We start from the raw sequence: 23295 nt of genomic DNA, 5'->3' as shown, positions 1-23295 counted from the left end.
CAACCCGTGGGCCTCACAGCGCGAAAGGATCGTAGATGTGGTCACGCCAACCTCTTTTCAGATGTGCTGCCTCCCGTTTAAGGCGGGGTACACCCGTTGACCAGAGCAAGTGGCGCAATTTTATAAGAGAATGAGCGCAGTTGCGCCGTATTAGCGCCGCCATGGGTGCAGGGCGAGCCATGTGCCGCCAAGCTGACGCAGCTGCGCGCCCGACCGCAGTTTGAAACGCGCAAGATCCGGGGCATTCACCGTATCAACCGTTCCGAGATCAAGACGAAGGTGCCCCGTTTTGGCAAGGTAATCAACCGCTTGCGAGAGGATCATGTTGTGCGCGTTGTGCTGGCGGCCAAGCGCATTTGCCCATCCGACTTGATACGTCGCACCCGCGCCATGCCGCAAGAATAGCATCGCAGCTACGGGTGTGCCGTGCAATGAGGCTGTCGAGAGCAATGTGTCGCGCGCGGGCCACATTTGCGCGATAGCGTGGGGCATGGCACGAAACCTTTTGGCTTTCTGCTGCGCTTTGTCTGCCGCGAAAACCCACGTATCACGGCCTGCATCAAAAGGGCGGTGCATGGTTTTGAGCGGGCTGTTGAACGCTTTTTGCAATGCATTTCGCCATTTTCCATGCGGATTAAGCGGCTGCGTCAGATCAATTTCAGCGACACTCGCAGGGGTCATAATCTGCCTGAAACCTGCGGGTTTAACATCGGCGCTATCGGTATTGAGAACGCAAAATGCGCAGCGGCCCATGCTGTTGCGCGCATGATGTGCTGCCTCTGCGGGGATGCCGGTTCCAAACAGCAGCGGCCCTTTGCGCATAAGTTGCACATCATTTTCACCAGAAAATGATTTTACTCCAATGGCTTGCAGTGCGTATGTAAAGTGAATGTGCTGTTGGATCGGTGCAATTTTCATGGTCCCGTTAAACAATCATAAACCTAATGGGTGGTTAATGAAGGGATGAAAAAGAATCGCATCATATCGCGCAGTATAGCAGCACCCGCGCGGCCGACGCTTTTGGGTGCTGCTATTTTTGCGTCAATCGTTACCTTGCCGATTGGCGTGCTCGTTATGCTGGTTGATGCGCTGTGGCTTTAGCCCAACTGCACCAGCGCATGCCGCTTTTTACCAGCACTTAGCTTTATCGGGGTTTGTAGCATTGCAGCCGTCACCATCAGTCCTGCGTCGGTCAATGCATTATCATTCAGCTTTGCGCCACCATCAGCAATCAGGCGCTTGACCTCTTTACCGCTGGCCGCCAAGCCCGCTTTTACAATGACCTGCACAATCGACATGCCGTCGCCTAACTCATCGGCTGTCAGTGTCAGGGTGGGTAGGTCGTCGCCAACGCCGCCTTTTTCAAATACTTCGCGCGCCGTTGTTTCCGCCGCAATCGCGGCCTCAACCCCGTGCAGCATAGATGTGACTTCGTTCGCTAGGATGATTTTTGCAGCGTTGATCTCTGACCCTTCCAGCGCGCCCAAACGGTCGCATTCATCCACAGGCAATTCGGTGTAGAGCTTTAAAAATTTGCCCGTATCCGCGTCCGTCGTGTTGCGCCAGAACTGCCAGAATTCATAAGGCGACAAAAGGTCCGCGTTCAACCAGACAGCGCCGCCAGCAGATTTACCCATTTTCTTACCATCAGATGTGGACAGCAAGGGCGAGGTCAGCCCGTAAATCTCGTTTTCAAGCACACGGCGCGTCAGATCGATACCATTGACGATATTGCCCCATTGATCCGATCCACCCATCTGCAACAGACACCCGTAGCGACGATTTAATTCAAGAAAATCATAGGCTTGAAGTATCATGTAGTTGAATTCAAGAAATGACAACGACTGCTCGCGGTCCAGACGCGACTTCACGCTTTCAAACGACAACATCCGGTTGATCGAGAAATGCCGCCCGATATCGCGCAAAAACGACAGGTAATTCAGGTTGTCCAGCCACTCTGCGTTATTGAGCATCAACGCATCAGTGGCGGTATCGCCGTAATCCAGGTAACGCGCAAAAACCTGCTGCATCCCAGCAATGTTTTCTGCAATTTTCGCGTCATCCAGCAACGGACGCTCATCGGCACGAAACGACGGATCACCGACCTTCGTTGTGCCGCCACCCATCAGTGTAATCGGCTTATGCCCGCTTTTTTGTAGCCAACGCAGCATCATGATATTTAGCAAATGGCCGACATGTAGCGATGATGCTGTCGCATCATAACCGATATACGCAGGCACCACACCCTGAGACAACGCCTCATCCAAGCCCTGATAGTCAGTGCAATCGGCCAGAAAGCCGCGCGCCATCATAACAGACATAAATTCGGATTTTGGGTGGTAGGTCATTGCATTTTTCCCTGCACAAAGTGTCCGACACCCTATAAACGTGCAATTGATAAAGGGAAAGTGCCAAGGAATGCGCATGAAAAAAACCGGACCAGTGACCGCTCTCGGGGCGATGTCGGGCACCTCGCTGGATGGTGTTGATGCAGCTGTGATCATCACGGATGGCATCGAAATCCTTGAATTTGGCGATACGGCTTACCGCGCCTACGCGCCTGACGAAGCGGCGGTTCTCAAGGCTGCGTTGGGCAAATGGCACGGCGATGATCTGGCTCAGGTCTCTGAATTGATCGAGACCCTGCACGCACAAATCCTCGCCGGATTCGCGGACGTCGATCTGGTCGGGTTCCACGGTCAGACCCTTGCGCATGATCCTGCAAACAGGCGCACCCACCAATGCGGCGATGGGCAGGTTTTGGCCGATGTGCTGGGCGTGCCTGTGATCTGGGATTTCCGTTCTGCAGACGTGGAGATGGGCGGGCAGGGTGCGCCCCTGGCCCCGTTCTATCACTTCGCCTTGGCCCGTTGGATGAAGGCCTGCGCGTCTGTTGCGTTCTTAAACTTGGGCGGCGTGGGCAACCTCACATGGGTCGATCCGCGCGTGGCGAAACCTGAAAGTGACGGCGCACTGCTCGCCTTTGATACAGGCCCCGCAAATGCGCCTGTGAACGATCTGATGATGGCGCGGCGCGGGCTGCCGTATGACGCGGATGGCGCGTTGGCGGCCAGTGGCGAAGTGCATAATGGCATTATCGAGACGTTCCTAGACCATGCGTTTTTCTACAAAATGCCACCCAAGTCATTGGATCGGGACGATTTTCGTGAATTGAAAGCCGCTGTCGCAGATCTATCCGACGCGGACGCCGCAGCGACACTTACAGCCGCCGCCGCGATGAGCGTGGTCAAAGCGATGGAACATTGCCCCAGCCGGCCGGCGCAGTTGTTGGTCACTGGCGGGGGGCGCAACAACCCCACCTTGATGGCAATGCTGCGTGCGGGATTGGACATGCCTGTGGTGCCGGTCGAGGACGCAGGGCTGGACGGTGATATGCTGGAAGCACAGGCCTTTGCCTATCTGGCTGTGCGGGTCGCACGCGGCCTGCCGACCTCTTGCCGTGGCACAACCGGGGTGCGGGCTGCTGTCTCTGGTGGCACGATCAGTCGGCCAAATGGTGGATGAAATGCAACATAAGTAACTCGTTCACGAAAAGGTTAATCGCCAATGAAACCAAATAGGAGGACAGAGCGTAATTACCATGAACAGACAAAAAAGGAACCAAGTCATGATTCATAAAATTGCACTCTCCTCCGTACTTATCGCTGGCACAGCGTCCACAGCATTCGCTGGCGGCCTTGCCGAAGCAGTCGTTGTTGCGGCACCTGTTGTTGTAACGGCAGCACCTGTCGTGATGTCCAATGACTGGACCGGCTTCTACGTCGGTGGCAGCTTCGGCAAAGGCGAAGTCGATGATGGCGTCTCTGACGAACTGGATGCGGACAACTACGGTGTTCACGCTGGTTACCTGCGCGATTACGGCTCGATCGTTGTCGGTGGCGAACTTGAATATTCCCGCCTTGATGTCGACACGATCAATGACGCGGATGTTCTGCGCTTGAAAGGCCGTGTTGGCTACGATGCTGGCGCGTTCTTGCCATACCTCACAGCGGGTGCTGCGCAGTTGTCCCTCAAGGACGCAGACTTAGATGATACCGGCTACTTCTACGGTATCGGTGCAGATTACGCGTTCAACGACAACTTCCGCGTTGGCGCAGAAGTCTTGCAGCACGAGTTTGAAGACTTCAACGATTCAGGCTTTGATGTTTCTGCACAAACATTGGCTTTGCGCGTTTCTTACAGCTTCTAAGCTATCGTAAATCTACGGAAAGGCGCGCCATCATGGCGCGCCTTTTTGGTTTAATTGAGATGAATTTTGAACCGCGACCGAATAGCTGCATCGGTTACCGGATCAAGGGCCGCGTCCGAGGGTTTCGCCAAAATAGCCTCTTTGCGCGCCGTAGCGTTGACCAGCAAATCAGGCTTGCCCTTTTCCAGCCATTCCTTGGGCGAAGTGCGATCAGCCGTTTTCGGATACACATATTCGGTTTGCATCATCGCCAGTGTCTGGTCAGAGCCCAAATAATGTCCCGGACCTTTCAAACACACATCGCGCATTGTCTCTAGGCCCAAGGTGTCATCATTAACCTCGATTCCGCGCACGCAGCGCAGCGCTTGACCGATCAGGTCGTCGCCTAACACAAGGGATTCGTGACAGAACCCCAATAGTGAGGCATGCATGCCAGCGGCCTCATAGACCATGTTCAGCCCCGATAACCCCGCCAATACATTCGACGCCATCTGTTCCCAACCGGCCTGCATATCGGGCAGTTTCGCGTCCGCGATTCCCGCAGCAGCACCGCCCGGCAATCCGTAATAATGATGCATCTGCGCACAGCCCGCCGTTAACAACGCCTGCTCGCCAGACCCGCCCGACATCGCGCCCGTGCGTAAATCCGATACAAACGGCCATGTGCCAAAAATCGCAGGATAGCCCGGTGCAATGCTGTTCACATAAACCACACCCGCCAGACATTCCGCCACCGCCTGCACAATCGCACCCGCTATCGGGGCAGGTGCCGTCGCTCCCGCTTGCCCTGCGGATAGCAGCAACACAGGCATGCCGCCCGCGATACATTTTTCCATCACCAAACACGATTCGGTGGCAAATTTCATCGGCGGCACCACAAAACAATTCGAATTCGACACAAAGGGACGCGCGCGCCACCTGTCCTCGCCCCCCGCGATCATATGCAGCATCTCCAGCGCATCATCGACGAAATCAGGCTCGGTAAACGAGACGCCGACGTGTTTCGTCGTGCCGGTGCAACAAGCATAAATCGTGTTCAGATCCATCTCGCGATTATCGACGATTTCGCGTGCCACCATCGGGCGCTGTAAAAAGTGAATGTTATCCATCTGCTGCACGATTCTTGCAGCGTCATGCAAGTCTTGCACCGTAGACTCGCGGTAATTGCGGCCATGCACATCCACCATATGCACCGCTGCACCCGCCGTTCCGTAATGCACGCGAGTACCTGACAGATCGAGGGTATGTTTTGGGTCGCGGCCATGTAGCACAAGTGCTTTATTCGCAAGGCCCAGCATCTTTTGCACAAGCGCGCGGGGAAACCGCAGCCGCTTGTCCGCGCCGTAAATCGCGCCGGCCTGCACCATCACATCAACGCCCGATGGCGGTGCATCACATAGCCCGATCTCTTCCAGCGCCCGCAAGGCCGCCTCGTTTATCCGCGCCATATCCGCATCCGTCAGCGGCTTGAAACGCCCGCCTGACATACCTGCTTTGATCGGGCGCATATCATCGGGCAGTGGGGCTGCGCGCGCAGCCGTGCGCGCAGCGCGTCCACCAGACCGGCGCGGTGCGCCTAGCGTTTTGGACATCGGTGCATTGGTCGGGACGTCGGACATATCGGTCATTTCAGCAACTTTCATGAAAGGGTTTGCGAGGGCTCAAACGATCACATGATCGCAGGACGTCCTCGCGCTGCCCGCCCACGGCGCGCGCCGATGGTGCGTGTGATGAGTGTATGTTTCGCAGCCTCTGCGCGCATATGCCCCTCCCGTTAGGGATGATGATGCGTGTGAAAACAGGGGAAACTTGTCCAATTGCGACTTTAGGTCGGTTTTGAACTCTCTTTAACGTTTAATTTGACGATTCCAGCAAAGGCGCGTCATTTACCCCGCCCGCCATCGCAGTTTCCTGCCATGCGCGGAACGGGGTCACCAGCTTTACTTAGGGCTTTGCATGATGTTTGGCAAAAGCAACAAGCCGTTGTAATGCATCAACATAAGCGTCATCGTTGATCGTCATCGCCACGCGGATATGTCCCGCCGCAGACGCGCCAAAGCTTTCGCCAGGCATCGTCGCAATCAACTCTGCACTCAACAAAGCATTGGCAAATTCCTCGCCAGTCATCCCCGTCGCGCGCACATCCAGCATCGCATACATCGCGCCTTGCACAGGCACCAAACGCACTACATTTTGCCCCTCAAGGGCCTTTAGCGTCAACGCACGGCGGCGTTTGAATGGCGCCGAGACCTCGTCTTCAAGCGGAGTGCCCTGAGAAAGTGCAAAATCCGCAGCATCCTGAATATACCCCGGCACGCCATACGTCGTATGTGTCGCAAGGTTAATAAGATGTGAAATCACTTCGGCAGGTCCGCAAACCCAGCCAATCCGACTGCCGGTCATTGCGTGGCTTTTCGACATCGATCCAACCACTAACGTACGCTCGGCCATATCTGGCAAGGCGCGTGGGCTCAGGTGTTTGCCCTCCCAGATCTGTGTGTCATAGACCTCGTCAGAGATCAGCCAGAGATCATTCTCAATGCAGGTTTTAGCAATTTCTGCCATGGTTTCAGCACTATAGATTACGCCGGTCGGATTATTCGGGCTATTGATCAGCAGTGATTTTGCGCCCTTTGCTGCAGCCGCAATATCACTGGCTTGTGGCTGGAAATCATTTTCCGCAAAGGCAGGAATGGATTTTGGTATCGCCCCGATCGCGCGGATCGTGCCGGGGTAGGTGGCGTAATAAGGATCAATAAACAGCGCCGTATCACCCTGATCGCAAACCGCATTATGGCTCGAAAACAGCGCTGATTGCCCGCCCGGTGTGATCAGGATATTTTCACGCGTAGTGGGAACTCCGGTGCGCGACTGTATCCGTGCAGCCACCGCATCGCGCAACGCAAAAGAGCCGGGCACTTCTGCATAGCCGGTGCGGCCCGATTTCGCAGACCTGTCCATGGCATCAAGAATACTGGCATGGGTTCGAATATCGTGCTCACCAATGGTAAGTTCAACGACTTTTTGACCTGCGTCTATCATGCGGCGGGCGCGGTAAAACACGTCCCATCCGTCAGAGCCGCCGTCCGTGATATGTGTGACGCGATTTGATAATTTCATGTGCGCGAAGGGATAGGAACCGAACTGGCAAGTCAACCCGCCAGCGACGCGAAATAGCGACCGCCAAAATCGTTACACTTCATTAACACCCTTATCCGCGGATAAGGTTTTGAACAGCGCTCACGCCATCGCGTCGCGGGTTTTCTTCGGCAAGGCGTTATAGATAATGTCGTAAGACACCTTGATCCAGTGCGCCATTTCCGCAGGCTCTGCATCAAATCCGACCGACACCCACGATTTATGAAAATATGGCGCTTTTATCGCGGCACCGGCATCAATCCAAGATGGCAGCGTCATTTGGCTATACACGCCTCAAGGCATCAGTCATTCCAAACTCGCCGCAAATCTGGGGCAGGTGATTGGCCATGTGCCAACCACGGCGCGCAATTTGAATACCTTACACAAAATCGTGGAAATGCTGGACGCATGACGCGGTTGCTGCTAGTGATTGCGTTATGAAAAGCATCGCACTCATTATTTGCTGCATTATTACCTGCTGACATCCGTCGCGGGCTGCTCTTTCACGTTTCATCTGATCCCTGAACTTGTTAAGCCCGCTGGCATTATACCTAGCCGAGGCACCATGACCCAAATCAAGCTGTACAACACGAAATCCCGCCGCAAAGAAGACTTTGAACCGATTGATCCGCGCAATGTGCGCATGTATCTTTGCGGCCCCACGGTTTATGACCGCGCGCATCTGGGCAATGCCCGAAATGTGCTGATGTTTGACGTTTTGTTCCGCCTGATGCGGTTTGAATTTGGCAAAAAATCAGTGACCTACGTGCGGAACTTCACTGACGTTGATGATAAAATCAACGCCAAAGCCGCTGCCACAGGACGCGATATCGGCGATATCACCGCCGAAACTATCGGCTGGTATCACGACGATATGGACGCGCTAGGGGCTTTGCGCCCCAGCTTTGAGCCGCGCGCGACACAATATATCAAACAGATGATCGCCATGTCACAAGATCTGATCGAAAAAGGTCACGCCTACGAAGCCGATGGTCACGTTCTCTTCGCTGTCGAAAGCTACGCCGAATATGGCGCGCTCTCCGGTCGCTCGATCGACGACATGATCGCAGGCGCTCGCGTTGAAGTGGCGCCCTACAAACGCAATCCGATGGATTTTGTGCTGTGGAAACCCTCGGGCGATGGTCAACCTGGATGGGATAGTCCGTGGGGTTACGGGCGTCCGGGCTGGCATATCGAATGCTCCGCAATGGCGCTGGAATTGCTTGGCCCTGCGTTCGATATTCACGGCGGCGGCAACGATTTGCAGTTTCCGCACCATGAAAATGAAATAGCGCAGTCCACCTGCGCCGGCCACGATTTCGCGAATGTCTGGCTGCACAATGAAATGTTGCAGGTCGAGGGCAAGAAGATGTCCAAATCGCTTGGCAACTTCTTCACCGTGCGCGACCTGCTCGATCAAGGCGTGCATGGCATGGTCATTCGCTTGGTTATGCTTGGCACGCACTACGGCAAGCCGATGGACTGGACGACCAAGAAAAAAGGCGAGGCCGAAGCCGCGCTGCGCAAATGGTACGGCATTTTGCAAGGCCACGGCTTTAGCCCTGCCTTAGTCAAGGCGCTGACCGCAGAGGGCCATTGGAAAGCCGATCCCGAATTTATGGGCGTTCTGGCCAATGATTTGAACACCTCTGGCGCGATTGCGCGCCTGCATGTGATGGCCAAGGGCAAGACACCTGCGGGCCTAGCGGGCTTTGCCCATGCGATGCAGATGCTTGGTTTTATCAGCAATTGGGCCGATATTCCGATGTTTGACGGTGGTGAAGCAGGGGCCAATGTGGTGCCTGCCGTTGCCGCGCGTGTTGACGCGCTCTTGGAGCAACGCGCCGCAGCGCGGGCCGCAAAAGACTGGGGTCTGGCCGACGAAGTTCGCGACATTCTGAACGCCGCAGGTGTGCTTGTCACCGATGTGGGCGGGCAGGCAACGTGGTCTGCTGGCCCTGAATTTGACGCCGCGAAACTGGGGGATCTGTGATGCAGGTTTTTCTAGAAAATTTTAGGAGCGCCTGACATGAGCAAAGAGCGTCTATATCTCTACGACACAACCCTGCGTGACGGCCAACAAACCCAAGGCGTGCAGTTTTCGACTGCAGAAAAACAAAACATTGCCACCATGTTAGACGTGTTGGGCGTGGATTACATCGAAGGCGGTTGGCCGGGCGCAAACCCGACAGATTCTGACTTCTTCGAGGCCGCGCCCAAAACCCGCGCCACAATGACCGCTTTTGGTATGACCAAACGCACGGGGCGCTCTGCCGAAAACGATGACGTTCTGGCCGCGGTGATGAACGCCAAAACGTCCGCTGTTTGTTTGGTCGGCAAAAGCCACGAGTTTCATGTGACCACGGCACTTGGGATCACCTTGCCAGAGAACACCGAAAACATCGCCGCAAGCTTTGCGCATTTGGTCAAAGAGGGCCATGAAGCGCTATTCGACGCCGAGCATTTTTTTGACGGCTACAAGGCCAATCCCGCCTACGCATTAGAGGCGATCCATGCAGCTTACAGCGCTGGGGCGCGCTGGATTGTGCTTTGCGACACCAACGGCGGCACCTTGCCCGAAGAGGTGTTTGAAATCACAAAAGCCGTGATAGCAAGCGGCATTCCGGGCGACCATCTGGGCATCCACACTCATAACGATACCGAAAACGCCGTGTCCAATTCACTCGCTGCGGTGCGTGCTGGCGCGCGCCAAATCCAAGGCACGTTGAACGGTTTGGGCGAGCGGTGCGGCAATGCCAACCTGACGACACTGATCCCGACGCTGCTGTTAAAAGAGCCGTTTGCCAGTCAGTTTCAGACCGGTGTGAGCATGGATGCGCTGAAAGGCCTGCGGAAAATCTCGCGTATGCTGGACGATATTCTCAACCGCATGCCAGCCAAACAAGCGGCCTATGTCGGCGCGTCCGCGTTTGCCCATAAGGCAGGTTTGCATGCCTCCGCCATCGCCAAAGACCCCAGCACCTACGAGCATATCGACCCCGCATTGGTGGGCAATACCCGCATTGTGCCGATGTCCAACCAAGCAGGCCAATCGAACCTGCGCGAGCGGTTGATACAGGCTGGTCTTGAGGTCGAAAAGGGTGATCCCGCGCTGACCCGCATTCTGGACCGCATTAAAGAAATGGAAGCGCACGGCTATTCTTACGACACAGCGCAGGCCAGTTTCGAGCTGCTGGCGCGCGAAGAATTGGGCCTGTTGCCCAAGTTTTTCGAGGTCAAACGCTACCGCGTCACAGTTGAGCGGCGTCGCAACAAACGCAACAAAATGGTGTCGCTGTCAGAGGCGGTTGTGGTGGTCAAAGTCAACGGCGAGAAGGTGTTGAATGTCTCGGAAAGCCAAGGCCCTGATGGCAAGGATCGGGGGCCTGTAAACGCGCTATGGCGTGCTTTGGCGAAAGATCTGGGGCCGTATCAAGAGTTGGTCGAAGACATGCATCTTGTTGATTTTAAAGTGCGTATCACCGATGGCGGCACCGACGCCGTGACCCGCGTAATCATTGATAGCGAAGACGGGCAGGGCAAGCGCTGGTCAACGGTTGGGGTCTCGGCCAACATCGTGGATGCTTCGTTTGATGCGCTGGTCGAAGCGATCAATTGGAAGCTGATCCGTGACGGGGCGCAAGCGGTTTGAGTATCAATGCCTGCGCCGAAATTGTGCAAAAAGGCGATCCAGAGCGGTTTCGCGCAGTCATGGCCGCAAGCGTGCCTGCGCGCCGCATTTTGTTCCCGCTCTACGCCTTTAATGTTGAAGTAACCCGCGCCCCTTGGGTGACAAAAGAGCCGATGATCGCCGAAATGCGTCTGCAATGGTGGGCCGATGTTCTGGAGGAAATCGCGGGCGGTGGCTCTGTGCGCAAGCATGAGGTGACCGACGCTTTGACAGAGGTTTTGGACGCTGAAGGGGCAACCTGTTTGATGGGCTTGGTCGCGGCGCGGCGTTGGGATGTCTACTCGGATGCCTTTGAAGATGCCGCGCATTTGGAAGAATATATTGATGCGACAACGGGTCATTTATTGTGGACCGCGGCACGGATTTTAGGCGCTGAAAACGAGGCGTCAGTGCGTGATTTTGCTTATGGTGTTGGTGTTGCGAATTTCTTGCGCGCTATTCCTGCGTTAGAGGATCGCGGCCGCAAGCCGCTGATTGACGGGACCTCGGACGGAGTGCGTGACTTGGCGAAAGGTGCGCTGGCACGGCATGTGAAGGGCCGCGCGGCAAAGGATGTCGCACTCGCCGGATTTCTGACCAAGCCGACATTAAAACGCGCAATAGCCGACCCGCAAAGGGTGGTGCAGGCCGCGTTAGAGCTTGGCCCGATGGCCCAAGGATTTCGCTTGATGAAGGTCGGTTTGCTAGGTTGATTTCTTGAGGGTAGCGAGAAAGATCAGTGCGCCGCCTGCCAGTATAAGGAACGGCACCATGGCGAGGTTCACCGCCGTCCAGCCTTCGATCGCTGTGCCGCCAGAACAGTTCATTAAGCCGCCAGAGGCCAGTGATGCCACAGTCACCATGCCGAAAACGATCATGTCGTTCATGCCTTGCACCACGCCGCGTTCATGCGGGAGGTGCGATGCTGCCAGCATTGATGTGGCGCCGATGAAGCCGAAGTTCCAGCCGATCCCAAGTAGGATCAATGCCACAAAGAAATTGAGCAGGTCGACACCCATCAAGGCGACACTGCCTGCACCAAGTAGGATCACAAGTCCTGCGCCGATAATTTTTTCAGCGCCGAACCTTGCGATCAGGTGACCTGTAAAGAAGGATGGCACAAACATCGCCAGTACATGGGCCGAGACAATATCGTTGGCGTTATTGGTGGTAAACCCGCAGCCGACAACGGCCAGCGGTGTTGATGTCATCACAAGGTTCATCAGTGAATAGGCCACCATCGCGCAGATGATTGCCACAACAATACGCGGATCCGAGAGCAGTTCGCGCCTTGTACGCGCCTTGGGGGCATTCACGTCGAGAGGTTGTCCCTTGTTGCCTTTGGGCAGGTCGAGCGCAAAAAACAGGAACATACCGATCAGGTTGATGGCTGCGACCGCCATATAGGTGCCAAGGAATGGCACAACAAAGGCGTCTTGCACCAGTTTGTTCAGTTGTGGCCCGATGATGGCCGAGAATAGCCCGCCGGCCATGACGTAGGAAATCGCCTTGGGACGGAAGGCCTCTGAGGCGGTATCGGCGGCGGCAAAACGGTAAAAACCCTGCGCTGACATATAGACACCAGTCAAAAGTGATCCGGCCAGAAACACATAGAACGAGCTAATATAAAGCCCGTAGGCCGATATCGTCGCACCAACGGCGCCAGCGCCAGCACCCACAAAGAAGCCCGCGCGACGCCCGTGTTTTTGCATCCACGGGCTAAGCCACGGTGCTGTAATCATTGAGCCGAACACGATGAAAGAAATCGGCAACGTCGCAAGGCAGGCGATGGGAGACAGCATACCGCCAGCCAGTCCACCGATCACAAAGATCATAGGCATTTGTGCGCCAAGGATTGCTTGGGCCGCGACCAGCACGGCTACGTTGCGCTTGGCGCGGCTGTCGTTTGTAATGTCTGTCATGGTGCTATCGGTAAGCGCGGATTTGCGGCTGTGCAATCCCATAAAACGTAAGGACAGGTGGTTATAGGGTCGCACTGTGCCTGACTGAGGGGATTCGAGTATTGCGGCGCGGTGTTTGGGACTTATAGTCGGGGCAAGACCTGCTGGTTTCACCGTGGGGTGTTATATTTACGAGGTGCGGGTTGTGACGATTTTATTGCTGGCTGGCACACGTGAGGCTGTGGCTATTGCATCCGGGTTGGTGTCTGCGGGGCTGGCCTGCGTGGCATCAGTGGCGGGTGACAACCGCGCGCCACATCCGGTTGACGTGTCGTTGCGCATTGGCGGCTTTGGTGGGGTGCAAGGGTTTGAACGTTATCTGAACGAAGTTCAAATTTCGGCGGTGGTAGACGCAACCCATCCTTATGCAACAAAGATCACCAACCGGACAGCAGCGGTTTGTACCGCATCGGGCCTGCCGTATTTACAGGTATTACGTCCCCAATGGGAGCCGCAAAAGGGCGATAACTGGACCGAGATTGCCTGTGAAGAGGATGCCGCGCGTTTTATCCCTGAGGGGGCTGTTGTGTTTTTGGGCACGGGAAGCGCCGATTTGCATCGGTACGCAGCCCTTGAGGGGCGACGTGTGATTTGTCGCCAGATTGGTCCACCAACCGCGTCGTTTCCTTTCGAGGGCGGTGAGTTTTTGATCGGGCGTCCGCCGTTTCCTGTAGAACGTGAGATGTCAGTTTTTGAAGCACTTGGGGTGGAGTGGATTGTGGTCAAAAATGCGGGTGGTGAGGCCAGTGCAACCAAACTTGTGGCGGCGCGGCGTTTGGGCATTCCTGTGTTGATGATTGCCCGCCCCAAAATGCCAGATGCGCCTCGTGTCGACACGGCTGAGGCGGCGGTGTCTTGGGCTATGGCGCTATGATCGGGCGGATCATTTTGAATGATGCGGATGTGGCTGAAGGGGCGGCATGGCTGGCGGGGATCGAGCCGCGCTTTGGCGCGCTTTTGCCGGCGCTTGAGCCATTACCTTTGCGTTTGAAGGCTGACGGATTTGGCCCGTTGATGCATGCGATTTTGGGGCAGCAAGTGAGTGTCGCTTCGGCCAATGCGATTTGGGACCGGATGGTCGGCGCGGGGCTAGTCACGGCAGGGGCCGTCGTTGCGGTCAGTCAGGATGAATTGCGCGGGTTGGGGTTGAGCCGTCAGAAGGCCAAATATGTGCATTCGTTAGCAAGTAAGGGTCTTGATTTCAAAGGCTTGCGGGACTTACCTGATGTAGAAGTGATGGCCGAGCTGACGTCTGTTTCAGGTATCGGCGCGTGGACGGCAGAGGTTTATGCGATGTTCTCGCTGGGCCGCGCGGATGTGTTCGCTGGCGGGGATTTGGCCTTGCAAGAAGGCGCGCGGATGATCTTTGATTTGCCCGCGCGGCCCTCGGCAAAAGAGTTAACACAAATGGCGCTGGCGTGGTCGCCGTGGCGGTCAGTTGCGGCCCGCATCATCTGGGCGTATTACGGGGCAACAAAGAAAAGGGATGGCATACTATGACACGTGCTTTGATGAGTGGTCGCAAAGAGCCGCTTTCGGGTGAACTTCGTTCAGCGGTGGTTTTTTTGCATGGGTACGGCGCAAATGGGGCCGACCTATTGGGGCTGGCGGATCCGCTGGCAGAGCATTTGCCCGATACGTTATTTTTGTCGCCGGATGCGCCAGAGGATTGTGCCGGATCGCCGATGGGCAAGCAGTGGTTTCCAATTCCGTGGATTGACGGGTCGAGCGAGGAAGAAAGCCGCAATGGATTGGTGCGGGCGGCCGATGATTTGAATGCGTTTCTCGACGGGGTGATGGTTGATGAGGACCTGTTGCCAGAGCAGGTGATTGTGCTGGGGTTCAGCCAGGGCACGATGATGGCGTTGCATGTTTTGCCGCGCCGCGAGGATGCGGTTGCGGGGGTTGTTGCGATTTCGGGACGGTTGCTGGAGCCTGAAGCGTTGGTGGATGAGGCGATATGTCGTCCGCCGGTTTTGTTGATACATGGCGATCAGGATGATGTTGTACCGCCGCAATCATTGCCGCAAGCCGCCGAGGCCTTACAGGTTGCGGGTTGGAAAGAGGTCTATGCGCACATCATGAAGGGCACGGGCCACGGGATTGCGCCGGACGGCTTGCAGGTAGCACTTGCATTCATGAGGGATCGCTTTGGCATGGATTGAGCCCTCGTTGACTTTATCTTAATTACTTTAGGGCACTTGGGACTTGTCGATTGTCATAGGGCCCTTCAATTTGGATAGACTTGTCAAACTGCTCGCGCCGACGGGACCTGTCGATTTCAGTTCGAAATTCATAGTGATTTCGTGTTTGATGGGGCTTGTGAATTACTTTCGAGATCGCATTTTGACGGCGCATGACGGTTATCACAGTTTTCTGAATAATTATTTTGAAGTTCTGATAGTTGCGGCGCCGTTTTTGTATCTGGCACTGGCTTTGCTGGCACATCTGAATGATTTGCAGAAACGGCTGGCACATTTGGCGGGGACGGACGTTTTGACGGGGCTCGCCAACAGGCGCACGTTTATGGCGAAAATGGGTGATGTGGCCAGTCGGAGTGGCGTATTGATGATGGTTGACGTTGATCATTTCAAGCTGTTGAATGACAGATACGGTCATGATGTGGGGGATTTATGCCTGCGTACGATTGCGGAAAATATTCAGCAGCGTATGGGGGCCAGCGATTTTTGTGCACGGCTAGGCGGGGAAGAGTTCGCGATATTTATGCCTGATGCGACGCTGTTGCAGGCGCACGCGGTGGGGCAGAGAATCGTTGCAGGTGTGAAGTTTGTTCCTAAGCCCGAAGCACCCGAAGTGACCGTGACCAGTTCGGTGGGCGCTGTGAAGGTTAAGGCAAATAACAATCTTGACGCATTGCTGGTTGCGGCTGACAAGGCGTTGTATCGTGCAAAAGCCGAAGGGCGTGCCCGAATGTTGATTTGGGAAGACTTGCATGAGGCAGTTCTGGCCGGTTAGCGAGATTTTTAATCATTTGAGTCGTCTGATAATCGATGTTTTGCCCTATCGGCAAAGCGATTTATAAGTTTGGCTGACTAAAGGGTCATGATATGCTGCCGCACTAGACTTTGATTCCGATGGGCTGTAAGCAATCATCGTTAGCGCTAACAAGGACGGAGCATGTCATGGCCTCTCGCGTAATTCCGGTTGATCCGTTCGATCTTGTGATTTTTGGTGGCACAGGTGATCTTGCGCGGCGCAAGATTTTACCTGGGTTGTTTCGTAGGTATTTGTCGGGACAGATGCCCGATGGTGCGCGTATTATTGGTGCGGCACGTTCGGATTTAGACACGGATGGCTACCGCGACATGATCCGGGGCGCGATTGTCGAGTTCGGTGGCGACGAGAAAAATGATGCCGCCGGTTTAGTCAAGTTTTTGGAAAAGTTGGAGTATACGCCGATTGATGCCAAAGGCACCGATGGATGGGATACGCTGGCGGACATGGTCCGTGCGGATGTTGTTCAGGCGTTTTATTTCTCGGTCGGGCCCAGCTTATTTGGTGATTTGGCCGCGCGTTTACACACCCATAAGATTGCCAATGCGAAAAGCCGTATTGTGGTTGAAAAGCCGTTTGGACGGGATTTGGCGAGTGCAAGGGCGCTGAACCAGTCGCTGGCAGATCATTTTGACGAGAAACAGATTTACCGGATTGACCATTATCTGGGGAAGGAGACTGTACAGAACCTGATGGCTGTGCGGTTTGGCAATGTGTTGTTCGAGCCGCTTTGGAACAATCATTACGTCGATCATATCCAGATTACCGTGGCGGAGACCGTAGGTGTGGGCGGGCGTGGTGCCTATTATGATAATGCGGGTGCGATGCGGGATATGGTGCAGAACCATTTGATGCAGCTGCTTTGTCTGATCGCGATGGAGCCGCCGGGTCAATATGGTCCTGACGAGGTGCGCGATGAAAAGCTGAAGGTTATCCGTGCGCTGCAAACTGTTGATCCGCACCATATTGTGCGCGGTCAGTATGATGCTGGGCCAGATGGCGGTAGTTACCGTGATGATGCCGAGAATCCGCGCAGTTTCACCGAGAGTTTCATCGCTATGAAGTGTCATATTGATAACTGGCGTTGGGCGGGCGTGCCGTTTTATCTGCGTACGGGGAAGCGGATGAAAGGGCGTGCCTCTGAGATTGCTGTTGTGTTCAAGGACTTAGGGCATTCTATTTTTGAGGGTGATGAAAAGCGCCATCGCAATATCCTGTCGATCCGGTTGCAACCCAATGAGGGGATGGATTTGCAGGTCACGATCAAGGAGCCGGGTCCCGGGGGGATGCGTTTGGTGGATGTACCGCTGGACATGACCTTTGCCGAAGCGTTGAGTGCGGAGTTGCAGGATGCTTCGGATGCCTATGAGCGTTTGATTATGGATGTGATTCGAGGCAACCAGACTTTGTTTATGCGTGGCGATGAGGTTGAGGCCGCTTGGGCATGGACCGATCCGTTGATCGAAGGATGGGAGCGTCGCAATGATGTGCCAAAGATTTATGATGCTGGGTCGTCGGGGCCGGAGGATGCGTTGATGCTATTGCACCGTGACGGGCGAAAGTGGCGTGAAATCAAGGCTTAGGCTGTTTTGAGGGAGAGTTGAGTGATGGAATTCAAAGAGTATCCTGATTCAGAAATGATGATGATCGACCTTGCTGATGTTTTGGCGAGTGAGTTGAAGAATGTATTACTGACCCAAGAGACTGCGTCATTGGCGGTGCCGGGAGGCACGACGCCGGGGCCGGTTTTTGACAGTCTGTGCGGTGTTGATCTGGGCTGGGACCGTGTGAATGTGATGTTGACGGACGAGCGTTGGGTGCCTGAAACCTCTAATCGGTCGAACACGCGGCTCTTGCGGGAGCGGTTGTTGGTTGGGCACGCGGCGGCGGCGAATTATGTGCCACTTTACGCTGATGCGCCGACGCCAGAGGAAAAACTGCCGGAACTCGCGGAGAGGATTGCCCAGATGTTACCGATCTCGGTGATGTTGCTGGGTATGGGGGCGGATATGCATACGGCGAGTATTTTTCCGGGTGCGGACCAGTTGGATCTGGCGTTGAACGGGAGTGATGTTTTGGTTGCGATGCGCGCGCCGGGTGCGGACGAGCCGCGCATTACCCTGTCGGCGTCTGTGTTGAAGGGTGCTATTACATGTCATGTTTTGATTATTGGCGATGAAAAGCGTGAATCCTTGGAGAAGGCGCGCCATTTGCCCCCCGAAGAGGCGCCGATTGCGGCTGTGCTGAATGGCGCGGTTGTGCATTGGGCAAGGAGCTAGACCATGTGGGGTGCGTTGAAGTTGAAGGCAGCGGAAGTCGCGGACCGGCGTTTTGAACATATGATGAACGCTGTTCGCGCGAAGGATTTCACGGTGCAGGCGGGGGATATGCGTCTGGATTACGCCAAGACAAATATTGATGACGAGACTCGTGATTTGTTGGTAGCGATGCTGGATCAGACCGGTGTTGCGGCCAAGCGTGATGCAATGTTTGCGGGGGAGCCGATTAACGAGACCGAAGGCCGTGCGGTTTTGCATACGGCGCTGCGCAATCTGGATGGTAAGCCGGTGGTTGTGGACGGCGTTGATGTGATGCCGGAGGTTCTGGCGACGCTGGGCCGCATGGGCGATTTTGCTGAAGCGGTGCGCAGCGGAGCATTTCAGGGGCAGGGTGGCAAGATCACGGATGTGGTGAATATTGGTATTGGTGGGTCGGATTTGGGGCCTGCGATGGGGGCACTGGCGCTGGCACCTTATCAAGATGGTCCGCGTTTGCATTTTGTCAGCAACGTTGATCCTGCGGATATTACTCAGGTTTTGCACGGCTGCGATCCGGCGACAACGCTGGTGATTGTGGCCTCCAAGACGTTTACCACGATTGAGACCATGACCAATGCCCGCACCGCGCGGGCTTGGATGGGGGAAAAGGTGACGGACGTGGGTGCGCAGTTTGCAGCACTGTCGACAGCGGCGGATAAGACCGCTGATTTTGGGATTGCGCCGGACCGCGTGTTTGGTTTTGAGGACTGGGTTGGTGGGCGCTACTCGATGTGGGGTCCGATCGGTTTGTCGTTGATGATTGGCATTGGACGGGATGCTTTTAATGCGGTTTTGCGTGGTGCGCAGGCGATGGATGTGCATTTTAGAGCAGCGGACTGGCGTGAGAATATGCCTGCGATGCTGGCGCTGGTCGGGATCTGGCATAATCAAGGCTGTGGCTATGCGACCCGTGCGGTTTTACCTTATGATAATAATCTCAGTAGGTTACCAGCCTATCTTCAACAACTTGAGATGGAGAGCAATGGCAAGGGGGTAGCGATGGACGGGGCAGATTTGCCGGTTCATTCCGGCCCTGTTGTTTGGGGTGAACCCGGCACGAATGGGCAGCACGCGTTTTATCAACTGATCCATCAGGGGACGCGGGTTGTGCCTTGCGAGTTTTTGGTGGCGGCGCGTGGGCATGACGATGCCTTGCATCATCAGCATCAGTTGTTAGTGGCAAATTGTCTTGCGCAGTCCGAGGCCTTAATGAGAGGCCGTGATTTGGATGCTGCGCGCGCCTCTGTCGCGGATAAGTTCGCGGGTGCGGAGTTGGAGCGGCAGGCCAAGCACCGTGTGTTCAAAGGCAACCGTCCGTCTGTGACCCTAGCCTATCCGCAGTTGACGCCGTTTGTGCTGGGCCAGATTGTTGCACTGTATGAGCATCGTGTGTTTGTCGAAGGTGTGGTTTTGGGGCTGAATTCATACGACCAGTGGGGGGTGGAATTGGGCAAGGAGTTGGCGACTGCGTTGCAGCCTGTGGTTGAGGGAAGCAAATCGGTGAGTGATTATGACGGCTCTACTGCCGCTTTGATCACGTTTTTGCAGATGCACGGGGTTTAAGCGTTTTGGTCGCGTGAACTGCGTTCAGGCATTGTTTACGCGTCATTTTGCCCTTGGGCCATATATATAGCGTCTTAAAACAGGCAACTTCCGGTGTAGGTCGTGGCTATACACGTGGCCGCAAGAAGGCCGGTGCAACTAAAACTGCGTTCGCAAACCGCTTAATCGGCTAGGTTTGCACGGCGTTATCAAGGTCACTAAACACGGATTTCACCGCGTCGGGCAGGGTGCATTTCTGGCCGTTTTTATCGACGGTGACAAGCACGGCGTCGCCTGTTGTCGTCAGTTGGCCATTGACCCAGACTCCGTATTCCATTGTGAAACTAGTGTTTCCCATGCTGGTTGTACGTGCCGTCAGGATATAGTCCTGGCCCAGTTTTACCTCTGAGCGGTAGTGTAGGCTTGAATTGCGGATCACCACTTTTGGTTGGTTGTCGCCGGTTTTCCAGATGCCCCGGTCCACAAAGTAGCGCACCCGCAGGTTTTCAAACCATTTGAGGTAGACGCTATTGTTGACGTGATGAAGCATGTCGATTTCACCGTAGCGCACTTTGTCGGCGTAACCGAAGCTCCAGGGGGCGGGGATGCCTTGTCCCTGGAGCTCGGCGGCGGTGAGTGCGGTCAGGAAAGGGACGGTCATATAGCGGCGGTCACAATGATTTCTACGAGGTAGCCTGGCGTTGCGAGTTTGGCTTCGCCAGTCCAGCGTGCGGGGGCGTTGCCTGCGGGCACCCATGCATCCCATGCCGCGTTCATTTCGGCAAAATCGGCTATGTCCGCGACCCAGATTTGTGCGGTCAGCAGGTTGGTTTTATTGGTGCCTGCCTCAGCCAGCAGCGCGTCGATTTTGCCCAAAATGGATTCGGTTTGCTCGGTCACGGATTTGCCTTCGGCGCCGACTTGCCCTGCAATATAGGCGATGCCGCCGTGGATCACAGCTTGGGACATGCGGTTGGTTGTGTGTAGGCGGGTGATTTTCGGCATTTGTTTTCTCCTGTTGATTGCCATAGAAGTACGCCGCAATTTTGTGGGGCGCTAGTGCAATCATGGAAAGATTCTGGAGCCGGTAACGAGAGCCGAGCCCTTAACTGAAATTTAGGGCGCTTGTAGTATACGTCACGACTATCATTGATATTGGTAACCATTGTTTTTTGATCTGGGGGGGGTAATCTGGTGCACTGTTGATTTTGGGCCTGTTGAATGAAGCTAAAACCCATCCATTGGCTCCCGCGTATCGTCGATCAACATTTTCATTATGGACCTATCACGGTTGCGTGGCGCCTCTGGCGATCGTCTAAGCTACCTTCTGTTTGAAAACGATCGGGCTTTAATCGCCCCGCGAACTGCCTTGTATTGAATGTTCAGAATTAATATTATTGAGACCAATACGACGACCAAACAAAATATTCGAATAAGATCATGCTTATCATGTTTGGGTCACACATCGACAAGGCCTTCAAACGCGCGCAGGATAACGGTGACTCTTGACGAGTTGCCGGGTGCTGGAAAAGGCCCTCAAACAACGCAATTTGACCGCCGATCCTTTCGCCCACGCGTTTGCAGAGAGTGGGGCTATGACACCTTTTGGCGTTTTGATCGTCCGTGTCGAAAACGCCTGTGCACGGCTTGTCGAGGCGAAAGACTCTGCGCGGCGGCGGGGCATCCAGACAGAGATCTCAGAGGTCGAGACCCGCTAGGCGCTCGAGATGGAAACTTGGAAACGATATAGCTGAATAACCGCACTTTAGTGCGGGCATTCTATGCATCGCCGCCGACCCGAAATGACCAATTATTGAGTGGTTTCTTTAAAGCCAGCAATAAAGCATGTTGAGCGACCTATGCTGGCGTACCAAACGGCAGCTTCGAGCTCACTTTTGCCGATGCTGCGCTGACGTCGAACGTTAGCTGTGCGCGGGTCTCGCCGTTTGCAAAGTACGGCTAAGCATCCATCTGGGCCAACGACAAACGGCAAATGATAGGATTCTGCCGCCGTTTGCCGTTCCGGCTTGATGAGGGTGCCGTCTAATACGAGCACCCCATTTTCGCGATCAGAGAACGCATTGTAGGCCCAGATTTTGGCGCTATCGCGGCGATAACCGAGCACGTTGCTAGAGCAATGGGTTATACTGGAATGACGATTTTCTGGTCGTGTTCAGGTGCCTCAAGTTGCAGGTGCTTTTCCTCAAGCACGAGTATGTTTTCGGCGCCAATGATGTCGCTTTTCGTCTTATAGCCGATGACGTCTTCGACGGGCATATCCAGATGGCGTGCAAGTAACATTGTTTCTTCAGATGAAAAATTTGTCAGCCCACGGGCAATTTCTTCACCGGTTTCATTATAAACGTGCAGCACGTCGCCCTTCATAAAATCGCCTTGAAGCGAGATAATGTCCATTCTGCTGATCCCACGCTTCTTTTTTGCGACGCCTTCAGCCACTTCGCTGGAGACTATGAGCGTGCCGGAGACTTGCAGCCGGTTGCTGAGCCATACTTTCAACGGTGAGGCTGTTTCTCCACGCACGAGGCAGCGCGTGAAGCGTCGCTCGTTGTTGAGAACGGACGAAACAGGGCGTTCAATGATGCCCTCAGCGATAATCGTCTCTACGCCGGCATTCTGCGCCATATTTGCCGCGTGCATTTTTGTGAGCATGCCGCCACTGCCTAATGCGCTGATACCGGTCGTTGATTCCAGGTGTTCGCTGACATCTTCTATTTCGTGAATGAACTTTGCGTCCGGATCAGACGGGTCGCGATCATAAAGACCCTCGACGCTAGTCAGGATAATCAGTTCATCCGCCTCTACCATTTGGGCCACTTTGGCCGACAACCGATCATTGTCCCCGACACGAAGGTCACGTGTCGCAATAGAATCGTTCTCGTTGATGATCGGCATAATGTCGTTTTCGAACAATCTCAGCATGGTGTTTTTGATGTTCAGAAAACGGCGGCGTTCTTCCATATCTTCGACCGTCACCAGCATCTGCGCCACTTCCAAATCGTACTCTGATGCGACTTGACGGTAGGCGTTCATCAACAAAGGCTGACCGCAGGCGGCTGCGGCCTGCTTGTCCAAAACGCCCGCGTCCTCGGGCCGTTTTCCGATCATATTCAGTCCCAGAGCAACAGAGCCGGACGACGTCAAAATAATATTATGTCCCTCTCGTTGAAGCTGCGCGAGGTCGCTTAACAGACCGTTCATGAAAGCATAACGCAGGGTTAGGTTGTCGCTATTGGCGAGCAAGCTTGATCCGATCTTGATAACGATCTTTTTCTTCTTTGACATGTAATATCTCCGTTATCTCTTTGTTTTTAGTGAGAAAATACTAACCGTTTGCGTCCTTGGACGCAGCCGTATAGCAAGACCTCATTCAGGTGTTCGGGTGTCGTATAACACGCACCCCGTATGCGAATGCAAACAGGT

Annotated in this window: 23 protein-coding genes; 14 read left to right on the top strand and 9 right to left on the bottom strand. The window is 54.9% G+C overall.

Going from position 1 to position 23295, the window contains the following annotated elements:
* Window positions 1-150 precede the first annotated feature (150 nt).
* A complete protein-coding gene (locus ACXLHR_RS06655) occupies window positions 151-918 on the bottom strand; it encodes a GNAT family N-acetyltransferase (RefSeq protein WP_458790717.1) in 768 nt (255 codons plus the stop codon).
* Window positions 919-963: 45 nt separating this feature from the next.
* Here ACXLHR_RS06655 and ACXLHR_RS06650 point away from each other — a divergent pair, with 45 nt between their 5' ends.
* Window positions 964-1101, top strand: a complete 138-nt coding sequence (locus ACXLHR_RS06650) for a hypothetical protein (protein WP_458790716.1) — start codon at window positions 964-966, stop codon at window positions 1099-1101.
* On the opposite strand, the gene tyrS is transcribed toward ACXLHR_RS06650, so the two are convergent.
* Entirely contained in the window at window positions 1098-2348 is a 1251-nt protein-coding gene (gene tyrS / locus ACXLHR_RS06645) for a tyrosine--tRNA ligase (protein ID WP_458790715.1), read from the bottom strand. The two genes, ACXLHR_RS06650 and tyrS, sit on opposite strands and share 4 nt — an antisense overlap.
* A gap of 76 nt (window positions 2349-2424) precedes the next feature.
* Here tyrS and ACXLHR_RS06640 point away from each other — a divergent pair, with 76 nt between their 5' ends.
* Together ACXLHR_RS06640 and ACXLHR_RS06635 are read left to right on the top strand one after the other, a co-directional pair.
* The gene (locus ACXLHR_RS06640) at window positions 2425-3525 is read left to right on the top strand and encodes an anhydro-N-acetylmuramic acid kinase (RefSeq protein ID WP_458790714.1); all 1101 of its coding nucleotides are present in this window, start codon (window positions 2425-2427) and stop codon (window positions 3523-3525) included.
* A gap of 103 nt (window positions 3526-3628) precedes the next feature.
* Window positions 3629-4210: an outer membrane protein gene (locus ACXLHR_RS06635; protein ID WP_458790713.1), complete on the top strand. Its 582-nt coding sequence runs from the start codon at window positions 3629-3631 to the stop codon at window positions 4208-4210.
* Between the two features lie 50 nt (window positions 4211-4260).
* On the opposite strand, the gene ACXLHR_RS06630 is transcribed toward ACXLHR_RS06635, so the two are convergent.
* From ACXLHR_RS06630 to ACXLHR_RS06620, 3 genes are all read right to left on the bottom strand, one after another.
* Window positions 4261-5802 carry a trimethylamine methyltransferase family protein gene (locus tag ACXLHR_RS06630; protein WP_458792491.1) on the bottom strand — a complete coding sequence of 514 codons (1542 nt, stop codon included), beginning with the start codon at window positions 5800-5802 and terminating at the stop codon, window positions 4261-4263.
* 352 nt (window positions 5803-6154) lie between these two features.
* Window positions 6155-7330 carry a pyridoxal phosphate-dependent aminotransferase gene (locus ACXLHR_RS06625; protein WP_458790712.1) on the bottom strand — a complete coding sequence of 392 codons (1176 nt, stop codon included), beginning with the start codon at window positions 7328-7330 and terminating at the stop codon, window positions 6155-6157.
* A gap of 120 nt (window positions 7331-7450) precedes the next feature.
* The gene (locus tag ACXLHR_RS06620; protein ID WP_458790711.1) at window positions 7451-7627 is read right to left on the bottom strand and encodes an MmcQ/YjbR family DNA-binding protein; all 177 of its coding nucleotides are present in this window, start codon (window positions 7625-7627) and stop codon (window positions 7451-7453) included.
* A 286-nt stretch (window positions 7628-7913) separates the two neighbouring features.
* Here ACXLHR_RS06620 and cysS point away from each other — a divergent pair, with 286 nt between their 5' ends.
* From cysS to ACXLHR_RS06605, 3 genes are read left to right on the top strand one after another with little or no spacing between them, the layout of a single operon-like run.
* Window positions 7914-9341: a cysteine--tRNA ligase gene (cysS, locus tag ACXLHR_RS06615; RefSeq protein WP_458792490.1), complete on the top strand. Its 1428-nt coding sequence runs from the start codon at window positions 7914-7916 to the stop codon at window positions 9339-9341.
* A 36-nt stretch (window positions 9342-9377) separates the two neighbouring features.
* A complete protein-coding gene (gene cimA / locus ACXLHR_RS06610; RefSeq protein WP_458790710.1) occupies window positions 9378-11000 on the top strand; it encodes a citramalate synthase in 1623 nt (540 codons plus the stop codon).
* Window positions 10997-11731 (top strand): squalene/phytoene synthase family protein, encoded by a 735-nt coding sequence (locus ACXLHR_RS06605; protein ID WP_458790709.1) that lies wholly within the window; start codon window positions 10997-10999, stop codon window positions 11729-11731. The genes cimA and ACXLHR_RS06605 overlap by 4 nt, the downstream gene beginning before the upstream one ends.
* Here ACXLHR_RS06605 and ACXLHR_RS06600 read toward each other — a convergent pair.
* Window positions 11723-12940 (bottom strand): MFS transporter, encoded by a 1218-nt coding sequence (locus ACXLHR_RS06600; protein WP_458790708.1) that lies wholly within the window; start codon window positions 12938-12940, stop codon window positions 11723-11725. The two genes, ACXLHR_RS06605 and ACXLHR_RS06600, sit on opposite strands and share 9 nt — an antisense overlap.
* A gap of 184 nt (window positions 12941-13124) precedes the next feature.
* Between ACXLHR_RS06600 and ACXLHR_RS06595 the strand changes: the two genes are divergently transcribed.
* The 7 genes from ACXLHR_RS06595 (at window position 13125) to pgi (ending at window position 19875) form a co-directional block, all read left to right on the top strand.
* On the top strand, window positions 13125-13853 hold the full coding sequence (locus tag ACXLHR_RS06595) for a cobalt-precorrin-6A reductase (RefSeq protein WP_458790707.1): 729 nt from the start codon (window positions 13125-13127) through the stop codon (window positions 13851-13853).
* Window positions 13850-14479 (top strand): DNA-3-methyladenine glycosylase family protein, encoded by a 630-nt coding sequence (locus ACXLHR_RS06590; protein ID WP_458792489.1) that lies wholly within the window; start codon window positions 13850-13852, stop codon window positions 14477-14479. The genes ACXLHR_RS06595 and ACXLHR_RS06590 overlap by 4 nt, the downstream gene beginning before the upstream one ends.
* Window positions 14476-15144: an alpha/beta hydrolase gene (locus tag ACXLHR_RS06585; RefSeq protein ID WP_458790706.1), complete on the top strand. Its 669-nt coding sequence runs from the start codon at window positions 14476-14478 to the stop codon at window positions 15142-15144. The genes ACXLHR_RS06590 and ACXLHR_RS06585 overlap by 4 nt, the downstream gene beginning before the upstream one ends.
* Before the next feature lie 70 nt (window positions 15145-15214).
* Window positions 15215-15955 (top strand): GGDEF domain-containing protein, encoded by a 741-nt coding sequence (locus tag ACXLHR_RS06580; RefSeq protein WP_458790705.1) that lies wholly within the window; start codon window positions 15215-15217, stop codon window positions 15953-15955.
* A 167-nt stretch (window positions 15956-16122) separates the two neighbouring features.
* Window positions 16123-17577: a glucose-6-phosphate dehydrogenase gene (zwf, locus tag ACXLHR_RS06575; protein ID WP_458790704.1), complete on the top strand. Its 1455-nt coding sequence runs from the start codon at window positions 16123-16125 to the stop codon at window positions 17575-17577.
* 24 nt (window positions 17578-17601) lie between these two features.
* Window positions 17602-18273, top strand: coding sequence for a 6-phosphogluconolactonase (gene pgl, locus ACXLHR_RS06570; RefSeq protein ID WP_458790703.1), 672 nt, complete (start codon window positions 17602-17604; stop codon window positions 18271-18273).
* A gap of 3 nt (window positions 18274-18276) precedes the next feature.
* Window positions 18277-19875, top strand: a complete 1599-nt coding sequence (pgi, locus tag ACXLHR_RS06565; RefSeq protein WP_458790702.1) for a glucose-6-phosphate isomerase — start codon at window positions 18277-18279, stop codon at window positions 19873-19875.
* 169 nt (window positions 19876-20044) lie between these two features.
* Here pgi and ACXLHR_RS06560 read toward each other — a convergent pair whose 3' ends face one another.
* Window positions 20045-20515, bottom strand: a complete 471-nt coding sequence (locus tag ACXLHR_RS06560; protein ID WP_458790701.1) for an acyl-CoA thioesterase — start codon at window positions 20513-20515, stop codon at window positions 20045-20047.
* Window positions 20512-20859 (bottom strand): RidA family protein, encoded by a 348-nt coding sequence (locus ACXLHR_RS06555; RefSeq protein WP_458790700.1) that lies wholly within the window; start codon window positions 20857-20859, stop codon window positions 20512-20514. Before ACXLHR_RS06555 ends, ACXLHR_RS06560 begins: the two co-directional genes overlap by 4 nt.
* Window positions 20860-21449: 590 nt before the next feature.
* Here ACXLHR_RS06555 and ACXLHR_RS06550 point away from each other — a divergent pair.
* On the top strand, window positions 21450-21572 hold the full coding sequence (locus ACXLHR_RS06550; RefSeq protein WP_458790699.1) for a hypothetical protein: 123 nt from the start codon (window positions 21450-21452) through the stop codon (window positions 21570-21572).
* 424 nt (window positions 21573-21996) lie between these two features.
* Here the strand turns inward: ACXLHR_RS06550 and proB are convergent, their stop codons facing one another.
* A complete protein-coding gene (gene proB, locus ACXLHR_RS06545) occupies window positions 21997-23157 on the bottom strand; it encodes a glutamate 5-kinase (protein ID WP_458790698.1) in 1161 nt (386 codons plus the stop codon).
* Window positions 23158-23295 lie beyond the last annotated feature (138 nt).

The organism is Yoonia sp. MH D7 (assembly GCF_054439475.1).
This window is presented reverse-complemented; position numbering and strand designations above follow the sequence as displayed.